The sequence below is a fragment of the Prevotella sp. oral taxon 376 genome, assembly GCF_003043945.1.
Lineage (GTDB): Bacteria > Bacteroidota > Bacteroidia > Bacteroidales > Bacteroidaceae > Prevotella.
On record NZ_PYXG01000001.1, the window covers coordinates 1179694 to 1192751 of the forward strand.

Consider the following 13058-nt stretch of genomic DNA (forward strand, 5'->3'; position numbering starts at 1 on the left):
AATGGCGAAATCGGCGAGATTGAACGACAAAATCGCCGATTTCGTCGCACGATTTCGCCGATATTGTCACGCTGAAAGCCGTTACAAGGAAACGAACCTGCCGCTGCCCTCAGAATCGGAAGTAGCCTTTGATCATGCTGCGGAGTCGTCTCGGAATCTTCACCCAGAGATTGTTGGTGCGGCCGTAATAGCGTTCGTAGGCGCTGCGGGCGGCTTCGTTTTCCTCGACGGGCGATATCTTCTTCACCTCAAGCGGCTTCATCCACAGGCGGGAGACATAGGGGTCTCCCGACAAGGAGTTTGTCCCTGAGCCGTCGAGGCCCTCGTTGGAGACGAGGGAGCGCCCTACATTCAGCGACAGGATATCCTTCAGGAAGAGCGAGGCGTTCCAGCGGATGGCCCAGGAGTTGTTCTTTCCCTTGGTCTGCCGCCGCAGCATGCGGGTGAAGCCGTAGGTTCCATTGAAATCGAAGCGTCTCGTGAGTCTCCTTTCCTCCAGCTGCCGCAGCAGTTCCCTGCCGTCGGGATTGAAGTGTGTCCATGCCCGTTGCCAGGTAGCCCACCCCCAGCTTCCCGTCCATTGGATGAGGAAGGTGTCGGGCAGGGTCGTGTCTTGTGTGAAGTCGCACGCCTGGATGTGTCCCACACGGGGCTCGTCGGCATAGGTTTCGAGAGCCTCGTTCATGAACCGCAGGAAATATGGCGACACCACGAGGTCGTCTTCGAGCACGATGACGCGCCCATGCCGGTTGACAACTGTCGACACTCCGTCGATCACATTGCGGGCCAACCCCCAGTTCTCGGCGCGCTCAATGATGTGCACTTGCTTGAAACCGGTGGTGCCGCGCACGATTTCCCTCACCTGCCTGACGGCGTCCTCATCGGCCGCCGACCGTGCCGCGTCTGAGAAAACATAGAGTTCAGAGTTGCCGGTCTCCGCGTTTTGCAGGAGTGAGGCCAGTCCCCGCTTGACATGCTGCGGGCGGTTGTATACGAAAAGTAAGATCGGTGCTGGTTCCATTATACATAGTTTCTTAGGTCGACATGCAGTGAAAGTTCGCGCGCCTTGATGACTTCGCCGGTGCGGAAGAGCAGTGCGAGAGCCATGGAGAGATAGGTGAGCCCATAGCCCCAACGGCCTTTGGCGAATGACCGGAGCGCCTTTTTGCCCACCGCCAGCACGCCCGGGGCGAAGGCCTTGCCGAAGGAATGGTTGATATTGGCGTATTCCGAGAGGTGATAGACACGCTCCGTGCGGAAGAACGACCGTCTCGTCTGCTGGCGGAACTCACGGTCGTGGTAGCCGAAGACGGCGGGTGTGAAACCTGTCTTCCATCCATAGTGGAGCATGCGGTTCGCCAAGTCCTTGTCTTCGCCGTAGTGATAGAAGATGGGGGCAAAGAATCCCACCTCGCGGAGCGCCCTCATCGGCAGATACCAGATGGCCGCATTGATGAAGGGCACCTCTGTTACCTCGTCTTCGGGCAGCCGGTGGAGGTCGCTCAGACCGCTGTATGCGCTGAAGCCATGCTCTATCTTGTCGCCGCTGCCCGTGAGATGAACGGGCGAGAGGATTCCGTATTCGGGATGTTTGCGGCTGGCGGTCGTGAGGGCGGCAAGGGTATTGGTGTCTATCCATGCGTCCTGGTTCAGCAGGAGCACGCCGTCGTAGTCCTCACGGTCGGCCTTGTGAAGACCTATGTTGTTGGCCTTGCCGAACCCTAGGTTGCTCTTGTTTTCAATGAGGGTTACCTCCGGGTAGCGTTCCCGCAGGGTCTTCACGGTGTCGTCCTTGGAGCCGTTGTCCAGAACGATGATGTCTACCGGCACCGAGGAGGCCTTCAGCGAGCCCAGGCACTTATCCATCCACTTCGTGAAGTTATAGGATACAATGATGGCGAGTATCTTCATGATGGGTCTTTTTTGATGATTTCCACTTCGATTCGTCCTATGGCGGCGGCCGTCAGGGAGAAGGTGCTGCCGAAGGAACCGATGATTCTGCGGGTGCGCGACAGGGTGTAGAGTTCCACGAGGGCGTCTTCCATACCGCTGAGCGAGCTTCTGTCGGCTTTCCGGGGCAGGGTGAGGATGCGGCCGGGGAACTCTCTGCGGAGCTCGGCCTTCACCTCTTCGTCGTCGGAAGCCAGATAGAAGCGGGTGTCGTCGGGCTCCTCCCGCATGCGGGCGACGAACATCGGGGTGGGGCTATACCGTATGGAGCGTTCCTGATCGGTGCGACGGATGTGCACGCCGACCACTTTTCCGTGGAAGTCGGCGGTTGCCTCGTCGACTCGCCGCTGCAGTTCGGCAATGGGGTGGAAGCCGTCGAAGGCATTGTCGGGAATGTCTTTCGCCATGAAATACACATGGCTGGCGAGCCATACCCTCTTGCCTTTCGCCCAAGGGGTGAAGTCGAAGCCCTCATACATCCGTCGGGTGGCTTCCCCTTCGTCCATCCTTGCGTTGAAGAAGAGTTTCTGGAAGAGGCGTGGGAGCCGGAAGTTGCGCTTGCGGGGGCGGTCGCGGAGCATCTTGTCGGCGAGCGAACCTTGCCGGAGCGATATCCCCATGCTGTCTATGGAGCAGAAGAGCTGGTCGAAGCGGCAGCCTAATCCCCAGTCCTCAAACCACAGGACAGTGAGCCGGGAATGGCTCTCCCGGGCCAGCCGGACGGCTGCGGCTATGGCTTTCATACGGTTGCCGAGGCCTCCGGCGGGCACGAAGACGATGGCTCCCGCGGCCGGCTCCTTGATCCGGGGCAGGGGGAGGAGTCTTGAAACGAGCCTCCGCCCCCGGGTCATCATGCGTTTCAGGGGCGAGAATCCTTGTTCCGCGGCCTTCAAATGCCCTGTTTCCCTCGTGATGTCGGCTTCTGTCCATTCGGGCATGTATTGCCGTGCAAGTTGCCCGAAAGCCTCGGCGTCAGCTTTCCCGTCCGTGCTTTTCAACTGAGTGGACAGGTTCAGGCAGTTGCGGGCGTTGGCTTTGCGGAGAAGGTCATAGACCTCCCGGTCGCGTTCTTGGAAGTAGTCGATGAGCAGGTCGCGGTTTTTCAGGGAGATGAGGGCACGCTTCTTGCGGTCTCCCCCTGTCCAGATGCTGGTCTCGAGCTTGCGGTAGACGGCCATCACCCGTCTCATGTAGTAGGCATCTCCATACCGTGCGTTGAGCATGTGCATGGCGAGATCGTAGCTCGTAACCCTGTCCATCCAGTCGGGAAGCGGCCCGAAGAACCCCCGGCGATAGAATACGGAGACATTGGTGATGGGGTTGCAGAGGGCTAAGTCGTGCAGGGAGACGGTCTCTTTCTGGCCGCCGTTGCTCAGGCTCTTGGTTCCGTCGGCCTCGTAGAAGTTCACCACACGGTGGAAGCACATGCTGTATTGCGGATGGGCATCCATGAAGTCGGCCTGTATCTGCAGCTTGCGGCTGTCGGTCCAATAGTCGTCGGCCTCGCAGACGGCGATGTACTGCCCCCTCGCGAGGCTGTAGGTCTCGATGAAGTTGCGGGCCAGTCCGAGGTTCCGGGCATTCTCGTGGACGATGATTTGTTCCGGATACAGTTCCTGCCAGGCCCGGCAGCGGGCCAGGGTGCCGTCGCCGCTGTGGTCGTCGCCGATAATCAGTTGGATGGGGAACGAGGTCTGCTGCAAGACCACGCTGCGGATGGCCTCGTCGATGTATTTCTCCTGGTTGTAGGCGAGCATCAGCACGCTCACCTTGATCGGGTTCTCCATATCTTATTTCTTTCTTTTCAGCAGTTCGATTGACTCCCGCAATATCTTGCTTCCGCTGAGGTAGGCGATGAGGAAATAGACCGTCATGCCCGTGATGAGCTGGCAGACGAGCAGCAGGAGGTGGTGGGCGACGACGAGGCTCACGCTCCACACCGCGGCCATCATGAACAGCGAGACGGCCAGATAGGGCAGGATGTCGCGCAGCTGGTGCGTGAGCCGGTAGCCCGTATACCGCTGGGTATAGGCCATGCTGATGATATAGACGAAGAGGCGGACGCTGATGAGTCCGCCCACCATCGTCAATACGCCCTGACGGAAGAACAGGGCGATGGCCGCGGCGGTGAGGGCGATCTTGAAGATTTCTATCTTCAGGATGCCCGACGAGCGTCCGCTCACCTTGATAAAATTGTTGTTAATGGCCGTGAGAATCGTGAAACAGCCGCCCATGCAGAGCAGTTGGAAGAACGGCATGGCGGCCCACCAGGCTTCCTTGAACAACAGGCGGAAGAGGGCGGGGGCCACGGCGATGGCTCCGCACATCATCGGGAAGGTGAGGAAGGCCGTGAAACGAATCGACTTGCGATAGGCGTTTATCAGTCGGTCGTGCTCGTCCTGGATGCCCGAGAATATCGGGTAGGTGGCGTTCTGGATGCTTCCGTAGATGAGGCTCACGATGGGATCGCAGATCTTATTTCCCTGCGTGAAGTAGCCGAGTTCGCGTTTTGGATAGAGCTTAGGCAGCACGAGGGAGTAGATATTCAGGAAAACGGTGTTGACGAGACCGGCGGCGAGCAGACTGGAGGAGAATCCGAAAAGCTCGCGGAGCAGCCGGAAGCTGAAATAACGCTTAGGACGCCAGTCGCTCCAGAACCAGAGCAAGGCGCTCTTGGAGGCTGCGAGCGTTACGGGTTGCCATGCCAGCGTCCATACGCCGCAGCCGCCGGCCGCCATGCCTATGGCGCATGTCGACGAAAAAAGCATCGAGAGGAGGTCGACTTTGGCCAGTTGCCTGAAGCGAATCTGCTTGTTGAGCAGGGTGTTCTGTATCAGCATGGTGGCATTGAGGGGCAGGGCGAGGAACACCACGGCGGCAAGCCTCGTGAGCAGGGGCTCGTGGAAATAGGCCACGATGAGCGGACTGGCCGCCATCAGGAGGGCATAGATCAGGAGGCTCATGGCCAGGTTGAACCAGAAAACGGTGCTGAAGTCGCGGTTGTCGGCCTGCCTTTTCTGAATCAAAGCCGCCCCGAAGCCGCTCTCTACGATGAGGTTGCCGATGGCGGTGAAGATGGCGAGCATGGCCACGAGGGCGTAGTCGTCGGGAAACAGGATGTTGGCCACGATGACGGCGACGGCGAACTGCAAGGCTTGCTGACCGAAGCGGTCGGCGAAATTCCATATTAAAGCACCTATCGTTTTCTCTTTCAGGGATTCGGACATGGACTCTCTTCTTAGGAGTTAAGGAGTAAAGGAAGTAAAGGAGATAAGACATGAGTCTGCTCCGCGCCTCCTTGCTCCGCAGTATTGAGGAGTTGAAGGAGTTAGGGAGTTAAGAAGCTAAGACGGTGGTCTCTGTTCTTGCGCCTGCTCCTGTTGTTCCTATACCTTATATTATATAGGCGCAAAGATAGGTAAAAAAAACGAGAAAGACCCTAAAACGAAAAAAGAAACTGCCCTTTGCGGACTCTTTTTGCCAAATTCAGGCGGTCCGAAAGGGCAGTATGGGCGGTTCGGCTTAGAGCCCGAACTTATATCCGAGGGTGAAGGTGAACACGCTGTTGCGCGAAGAACCTATCCCGCTCTTGTCGAGATCAGTGAGGCCGAGGAGATAGTGGGCGTCGAGCACGACATGCTTGTACTCGAAGGAGATGCCCACAGGGATGCTGAGGTCGAACTTGCGAACGGCATCCTTCGCAGAGATGTCTACATAAGTGCTCGTCCAAGAGGAATTGTTTGGATCGAAGTTGATAAGTCCTGTGTCTCCGGAAGGCAGCTCCGACAGCTTTGCGGAGTATAAAGTGCCTTTCTCGTGAGCCCGCAGCAGATAGCCGGCCTGTAGCCCGGCATGCAGGGCAAGGCCTTTCCATACATAGAAGTTGGCCTGTACGGGCAATGTGAGGAAGTCCAAGTCCTCGCGCACATTGTCGGCCTTGATGATATAGACAACCTGTTTTCCATTCTCTTCTGCCAGTGTCCCAATGGCATTATTGGCCTTGTCGCCATACTGGGCATAGGCCAGTCCGGCCGACAGCGACCACCGGTCGGAGAGCCCGTATTCGCAGTCGAAACCCACGGTGAAGCCTGGCTTGATTTTAGAACCATCTGTGAGACTGCCCGCCTGGTTGCCCAAGGTGAGACCCGCACGGGGCTGGAGAGTGAGCTTTCCTTTGCCGGTCTGTGCGTGAATGCCGCTCGCGGAAAGAGCAAACAGCAGGAATAGAATTGTTTTCTTCATTGTTTATTATATATTAAAGTTCCAAATTCTGGCAGCAAAGGTATGATTTTTTTCGTTCTGCACCAAGGCTTTCAGGAAAAAAAAGTATAAAAAAGATTTTCCTGGGACTACTTCCGGGCTTGTCAGCGTTTATCGCCCGCATTCTCCAAGATTGTTTTTTCCTGTACTTCCAATAACGGAAAGGGATAAAGAAACTTAATTTTGTTAATAATTTATAAATCCGTTCGTTTTGTCTCCTGCTGCCCTTGTCTGATTTATAAATAATGAGTAATTTTGCAATCCGATTGATTGGGGCACGCTTAGAGCCCCAAGACATGGTTGTGTTAATAGCGTCGCCTTTGGCCGGACGGCGCGGTTAGTGAATCAGCCGTGCGGCAGAGCGAAAGCCATGGATGGTCTCTTTTAGACTGGAGGCGCCGTGAGGTCTCTGCTGGAATTAGTAAGGAAAAATGTTTTTTAGTAGTAAAATTTAAATTTTAAGATGAACACTTTAAGTTACAAGACTATTTCCGTGAACAAGGAAACAGCTACTAAGGAGTGGGTGGTAGTGGATGCCACCGACCAGATTGTTGGTCGTCTCTGCACAAAAGTAGCCAAGTTGCTTCGCGGAAAGTACAAGCCAAACTTCACGCCTCATGTGGACTGTGGAGACAATGTAATCATTATCAATGCCGAAAAGGTGGTTTTCACAGGTAAGAAGGAAACCGATAAGGTTTACACTCGCTATACTGGTTATCCCGGCGGTCAGCGTTTCAACACGCCGGCGGAACTTCGCACTCGTAAGAACGGTGTGGAGCGCATTCTCCGCCACGCAGTGAAAGGTATGCTGCCAAAGGGTCCTCTCGGCCGCGCTCTGCTCAAAAACCTCTATGTCTATGAAGGTTCAGAGCATCAGCAGGAAGCCCAGAAGCCAAAGTCAATCGATATTAACCAGTATAAATAATAAGGAATCAAGATGGAAGTAATCAATGCAATTGGTCGCCGCAAGAGCGCTGTAGCTCGTGTATACCTTTCTGAGGGTACCGGTAAGATCACAATCAATAAGAGGGATATCACCGTATTCTTCCCATCAGCAATCCTGCAGTATGTGGTTAAGCAGCCACTGCAGCTGCTTGAGGTTGCTGAGAAATATGATATCAAGGTTAATCTTGACGGCGGCGGCTATACAGGACAGAGCCAGGCTCTTCGCCTCGCCATTGCCCGCGCACTCGTCAAGGTGAACGCAGAAGATAAGAAACAGCTGAAGGATGCAGGCTTCCTCACGCGCGACTCTCGTGCCGTTGAGCGTAAGAAGCCGGGTCAGCCCAAGGCTCGCCGCCGCTTCCAGTTCAGTAAGCGTTAATATCCTGTGGGGTCGGAGCGTGGCGCCGCCGCCTTCGCCCGGCATGATAAACTGAACTGTCGTTTAGTATCTAAATCCGTGCGACTCGCTTTCCGTGCGATTACCCATGGATTGATTCTGAGCAAATAGAATTAAAAGGAAAGTGAACAATTAAAAAGAAAGAAGAAATGTCAAGAACAAATTTCGACCAGTTACTTCAGGCAGGGTGCCACTTTGGCCACCTCCGCCGCAAGTGGAATCCAGCTATGGCTCCCTATATCTTCATGGAGCGCAATGGCATTCATATCATCGACCTGAATAAGACGGTAGCTAAAATCGACGAGGCTGCCGAGGCTTTGAAGGGCATCGCTAAGTCAGGAAAGAAAATCCTGTTTGTCGCTACTAAAAAACAAGCCAAGGAGATTGTGGCTGACAAGGCCACTTCCGTTAACATGCCTTATGTAATCGAGCGTTGGCCGGGCGGTATGCTCACCAATTTCCCTACCATCCGCAAGGCTGTTAAGAAGATGACAAACATCGATAAGCTGATGAACGACGGCACTTTTGCCAACCTCTCAAAGCGCGAGCTGCTGCAGATTACCCGCCAGCGCGCCAAGTTGGAGAAGAACCTTGGCTCAATTGCCGACCTGACACGCCTTCCTTCCGCGCTCTTCGTGGTGGATGTCATGAAAGAGCATATTGCCGTGAAGGAGGCCGTTCGTCTGGGCATCCCCGTATTTGCGATGGTGGATACGAACTCAAACCCGAGTGATATCGACTATGTTATCCCGGCTAACGACGACGCAAAGGACTCTATTGAGGTTGTCCTGAATGCTTGCTGCGCTGCCATTGCGGAAGGTCTTGAGGAGCGTAAGGCAGAAAAAGCTGACGAAAAAGCCGCTAATGAGCAGAGCGAAGAGGTTGCCGACGAAAAGCCGAAGCGTGCCCGCCGTGCCCGCAAGGAAGTTCCCGTGGAGGAGGCTCCTAAGGCTGAGGAACCGGTAGAGGCTGCCGTGGAGGAAGAGGCTCCTGCCGCAGAGGAGGAAGCTCCTGCCGCAGAGTAATTTTATTAATTTCATATTAAATATTAATTTTCAAGAAAATGGCTGTTTCTATAGAAGATATTAAGAAGCTCCGCGCTATGACCGGCGCGGGACTTGCTGATGTAAAGAAGGCCCTGACAGAGGCTGAAGGCGATTTTGACAAGGCTAAGGACCTTCTCCGTGAGCGTGGTCTTGCCATTGCCGCAAAGCGTTCTGACCGTGAGACTTCAAATGGTTGCGTACTCGTTAAGAATGTTGATGGCTTCGCCGCGACGCTCGCCTTGAAATGTGAGACCGACTTCGTGGCTAACGGGAAGGACTTCATCCAGCTTACAAGTGATATTCTGGATGCTGCCATCGCCGCTAAGGCCCATACCCTCGACGAGGTGAAAGAGCTGGTGCTGGCTGATGGGCAGAAAGTTCAGGATGCCGTTACGCATCGCTCTGGTATCACCGGGGAAAAGATGGAACTTGACGGATATCATGTCCTCGAAGGTGCCAATATCGAGATTTACGACCACATGGGCAAGCATACGCTTTGCACCATGGTTCAGCTCAACAAGAATCTTCCCGAGGCAGGGCACAAGATTGCCATGCAGGTGGCCGCTATGAAGCCGGTTGCCCTTGACGAGGCTTCCGTTCCGCAGTCTGTTAAGGATGAGGAACTGAAGGTCGCCATTGAGAAGACGAAAGAGGAACAGGTGGAGAAAGCGGTCTTCAACGCCATCAAGAAGGCTGGCATCAATGCTAATCTCGTGGACTCTGACGACCACATCGAGAGCAATATCGCTAAAGGCTGGCTGACCCGCGAGGACGCCGATAAGGCGCGTGAGATCCGGGCGACGGTGGCTGCGGAGAAGGCTGCCAACCTCCCCGAGCAGATGATTCAGAATATCGCAAAGGGTCGTATGGCCAAGTTCTTCAAGGATAATTGCCTTGTTGACCAAGAGTTCCAGTTCGGGGATGGCGACAAGGCAAGCGTTAACGAGTGGCTCAAGCATCAGGATAAGGAGGCTGCCATCGTAGCTTACACGCGCTTTACGCTCGCTTCCGAATAATCGAGGGCGATGAGACAATTGCCTTGATGGTCTTGTTCCATCAAGCTGTCAGGTATAGATTATATTGAGAGGGGCTATCGGAAACATCCCGATAGCCCCTCTCTTTGTTAAGAGTTCGGTGGTCGATTAACCTTCATGTTCCATCTATAAGGGGTCTACATTACCTATTTTATTCATAAAGGCATCGGGCGCCTCTGGGCAATAGGCATCTTCTTTTCTTCCCGTATCTGTCTCTAAATCGGTAACTTGTAGACTGAAAACCGATATAAAAGTTTTCATTTTTAAAAACTTTAAATGTAAATAATTCAGAAAAGTTTCCCGTTTTATTTTGTAATATGCTGAAAATTAGAGAGTTGACAATATTTAACACTTAAAAAGTTTTCCAAAAGTATCATCTTATCTAATAATTTATTATCTTTGCAGAGCAGTTCGCAATTCTCTTTGAGGGCGACTAACATGAGAAAGGATAATCAACTGATAAAACCGGAAACTAAATAATTTAAGAAATGATACAGACTGTTGTAAAGCGTGATGGACGCATTGTAGGGTTCAACGAGCAGAAAATTCAAGCGGCTGTCCGTAAGGCTATGCTCCACACGGAAAAAGGAGAAGACGAGGTGCTGTTGGAGCGCATTACCGACCATATTGCCTTCCATGGTAAGTCGCAGATGAGTGTCGAGGACATCCAGGACGCCGTCGAGGTAGAACTCATGAAGAGTTCTCGCAAGGATGTGGCACAGAAATACATCCAATACCGAAACCAGCGCTCCATTGCCCGTAAGGCCAAGACCCGTGATGTGTTTCTTGACATCGTGAATATCAAGAACAACGACATCACTCGCGAGAATGCCAATATGAACGCGGACACGCCCGCGGGCATGATGATGAAGTTTGCTTCGGAGACCACAAAGCCTTTCGTGGACGACTATCTCTTGTCGGAGGAGGTGCGCGAGGCGGTGGACGGCAACTATATTCATATCCATGACAAGGACTATTACCCCACGAAATCGCTCACATGCGTGCAGCATCCGCTGGATAATATCCTTCAGCACGGTTTTACGGCTGGTCATGGGAGCAGTCGTCCGGCAAAACGCATCGAGACGGCAGCCGTTCTGGCTTGTATCTCCCTTGAGACCTGCCAGAATGAGATGCATGGTGGGCAGGCTATTCCGGCCTTCGACTTCTATCTTGCGCCTTATGTCCGCCTCAGCTATATCGAAGAAGTGAAGAAGCTGGAACAACTTTCGGGTATGAAGCTCGGGCACCTTTATGAGGTGGAAATCGATGATTATGAGGAGAAACCGTGTGAAGGACTTGAGGGAGAGGATCGTCTGAAGCAGCATGCCATCAACATGACCGTTCATCGCGTGCATCAGGCCATGGAAGCCTTCATCCACAATATGAATACCATCCATTCCCGTGGTGGCAACCAAGTCGTGTTTTCGAGTATCAACTATGGTACGGACACCTCGGCCGAAGGGCGTTGCATCATGCGCGAAATCCTGCGCTCTACCTACAACGGAGTGGGCAACGGCGAGACGGCCATCTTCCCCATCCAGATATGGAAGAAGAAGCGAGGCGTTAACTATCTGCCTTCCGACCGCAACTATGACCTCTATCAGATGGCCTGTAAGGTAACGGCACGCCGATTCTTCCCCAACTTCCTGAACCTTGACGCAAGTTTCAACCTCAACGAAAAGTGGCGTGCCGATGACCCGGAAAGATACAAGTGGGAGGTGGCGACGATGGGATGCCGCACCCGGGTATTTGAAAATCGTTTCGGCCAGAAGACCAGTATTGCCCGAGGAAACCTGAGTTTTACGACCATCAACATCGTCAAGATTGCCATTGAGTGCATGAATATCAAGAGTAGAGAGGAGCGTGTCAATACCTTCTTTGCCAAGCTCGACCACATGCTTGAGATTACCGCCAAGCAACTCGACGAGCGTTTCCAGTTCCAGAAGACAGCCTTTGCCAAGCAGTTTCCCCTGCTCATGCAGTATCTCTGGGTCGATTGCGACAAGCTGAAGCCCGAGGACACCATCGAGTCGGTCATCAACCAAGGCACTCTCGGCATCGGTTTCATCGGATTGGCTGAATGTCTGAAGGTCCTCGTGGGCAAGCATCATGGTGAGAGCGATCAGGCTCAGGAACTCGGACTGCGTATCGTTACCTATATGCGCGACCGTGTGAATGAGTTCTCGGAGCGCTATCAGCATAACTACTCCGTGCTTGCGACGCCAGCCGAAGGCCTGAGCGGTAAGTTCACGAAGAAGGATCGGAAAGAGTTCGGAGTAATCCCTGGGGTTACGGATCGCGACTACTATACCAATTCCAACCATGTGCCTGTTTACTATAAGTGCTCCGCGCTTCATAAAGCACAGGTGGAGGCTCCTTATCACAACCTCACCCGTGGTGGTCATATCTTCTATGTGGAGATAGACGGCGACGCTACCCACAACCCTGATGTCATCATGAATGTGGTGGATATGATGGATAAGTACGACATGGGATACGGGAGCGTCAACCACAACCGTACTCGCTGCATGAACTGCGGCTATGAGACGGCCAAGGACATCAAGGTCTGTCCAAAATGCGAAAGCACCTATATTGACCGTCTGCAGCGTATCACGGGCTACCTCGTGGGCACTACCGACCGCTGGAACAGCGGCAAGCTGGCAGAGTTGAAAGACCGCGTTACTCATATCCAAGGACCGGAATACTCCTCTGAAACCAAATGATCTCAGTATTGGATATCATACACGACACGATGGTGGACGGTCCCGGATTCAGGACCTCCATCTATTGTGCGGGCTGTCCGAATGCCTGCCCGGGCTGCCACAACCCGTTGTCGTGGGATATCAGGCATGGGCATGAGATGTCGACGGAGCAGATGATGGCTGAAATTGAGAGCGATCCGTTTGCCAATGTAACTTTCTCGGGCGGAGACCCAATGTTCCAACCGGAAGGTTTCACCGAGTTGGCGCAGGCTATCAAGTCGCAGACTCAGAAGACTATCTGGTGTTTTTCAGGCTTCATTTTTGAGGTATTGTTGAAGAATCCTCGGCAGAAGAATCTCCTTCAGCTTGTGGATGTTCTTGTGGATGGACCTTTCGTGAAGTCGCTGCGGGATGAAGATCTGGTCTTCAGGGGCAGTAGCAACCAGCGTATCCTTGATGTTCCGAAGTCGCTTAAGACAGGGAACCCCGTGCTCTACGAATTCAATCTGGGATTATAAGGAATGTGAGTTCGATATAAGAAAAAGTTCTAAAAAGTTGTAGAAGCGAAATATAGAAGTGCGCCCCCAAAGTTTTGTGTCTAACTTTTGGGGCGCACTTTATTCCTGTGGGTAAGATATTCGGATATGCTAAATTAACGAAAAAATAATAATTTTTAGGTATTGTAAGGAATTCTCGTTTTATCTATATTTGTAACAAAATTAGT

General features: G+C 53.2%; 11 protein-coding genes. 6 read left to right on the forward strand and 5 right to left on the reverse strand.

The window, feature by feature from the left end:
- Window positions 1-109 precede the first annotated feature (109 nt).
- The 5 genes from C7120_RS05105 to C7120_RS05125 all read right to left on the reverse strand — a co-directional run bounded on the left by C7120_RS05105 (window position 110) and on the right by C7120_RS05125 (window position 6192).
- Window positions 110-1021, reverse strand: coding sequence for a glycosyltransferase (locus C7120_RS05105; RefSeq protein ID WP_107620625.1), 912 nt, complete (start codon window positions 1019-1021; stop codon window positions 110-112).
- The gene (locus C7120_RS05110; RefSeq protein WP_107620626.1) at window positions 1021-1911 is read right to left on the reverse strand and encodes a glycosyltransferase family 2 protein; all 891 of its coding nucleotides are present in this window, start codon (window positions 1909-1911) and stop codon (window positions 1021-1023) included. Before C7120_RS05110 ends, C7120_RS05105 begins: the two co-directional genes overlap by 1 nt.
- Window positions 1908-3737, reverse strand: coding sequence for a glycosyltransferase (locus C7120_RS05115; protein ID WP_107620627.1), 1830 nt, complete (start codon window positions 3735-3737; stop codon window positions 1908-1910). The genes C7120_RS05110 and C7120_RS05115 overlap by 4 nt, the downstream gene beginning before the upstream one ends.
- Window positions 3738-3740: 3 nt before the next feature.
- Entirely contained in the window at window positions 3741-5177 is a 1437-nt protein-coding gene (locus C7120_RS05120; protein WP_107620628.1) for a lipopolysaccharide biosynthesis protein, read from the reverse strand.
- A 295-nt stretch (window positions 5178-5472) separates the two neighbouring features.
- Window positions 5473-6192 carry a porin family protein gene (locus C7120_RS05125; protein WP_107620629.1) on the reverse strand — a complete coding sequence of 240 codons (720 nt, stop codon included), beginning with the start codon at window positions 6190-6192 and terminating at the stop codon, window positions 5473-5475.
- Window positions 6193-6673: 481 nt separating this feature from the next.
- Between C7120_RS05125 and rplM the strand changes: the two genes are divergently transcribed.
- The 6 genes from rplM to nrdG all read left to right on the forward strand — a co-directional run bounded on the left by rplM (window position 6674) and on the right by nrdG (window position 12852).
- On the forward strand, window positions 6674-7135 hold the full coding sequence (gene rplM, locus C7120_RS05130; protein ID WP_107620630.1) for a 50S ribosomal protein L13: 462 nt from the start codon (window positions 6674-6676) through the stop codon (window positions 7133-7135).
- A gap of 12 nt (window positions 7136-7147) precedes the next feature.
- Window positions 7148-7534 carry a 30S ribosomal protein S9 gene (rpsI, locus tag C7120_RS05135; protein ID WP_107620631.1) on the forward strand — a complete coding sequence of 129 codons (387 nt, stop codon included), beginning with the start codon at window positions 7148-7150 and terminating at the stop codon, window positions 7532-7534.
- A gap of 167 nt (window positions 7535-7701) precedes the next feature.
- Complete coding sequence (gene rpsB, locus C7120_RS05140; protein ID WP_107620632.1) at window positions 7702-8577, forward strand: 30S ribosomal protein S2; 876 nt, start codon at window positions 7702-7704, stop codon at window positions 8575-8577.
- A gap of 38 nt (window positions 8578-8615) precedes the next feature.
- Complete coding sequence (tsf, locus tag C7120_RS05145; protein ID WP_107620633.1) at window positions 8616-9614, forward strand: translation elongation factor Ts; 999 nt, start codon at window positions 8616-8618, stop codon at window positions 9612-9614.
- 506 nt (window positions 9615-10120) lie between these two features.
- Window positions 10121-12355 carry an anaerobic ribonucleoside triphosphate reductase gene (locus tag C7120_RS05150; RefSeq protein WP_107620634.1) on the forward strand — a complete coding sequence of 745 codons (2235 nt, stop codon included), beginning with the start codon at window positions 10121-10123 and terminating at the stop codon, window positions 12353-12355.
- A complete protein-coding gene (nrdG, locus tag C7120_RS05155; protein WP_107620635.1) occupies window positions 12352-12852 on the forward strand; it encodes an anaerobic ribonucleoside-triphosphate reductase activating protein in 501 nt (166 codons plus the stop codon). Before C7120_RS05150 ends, nrdG begins: the two co-directional genes overlap by 4 nt.
- Window positions 12853-13058 lie beyond the last annotated feature (206 nt).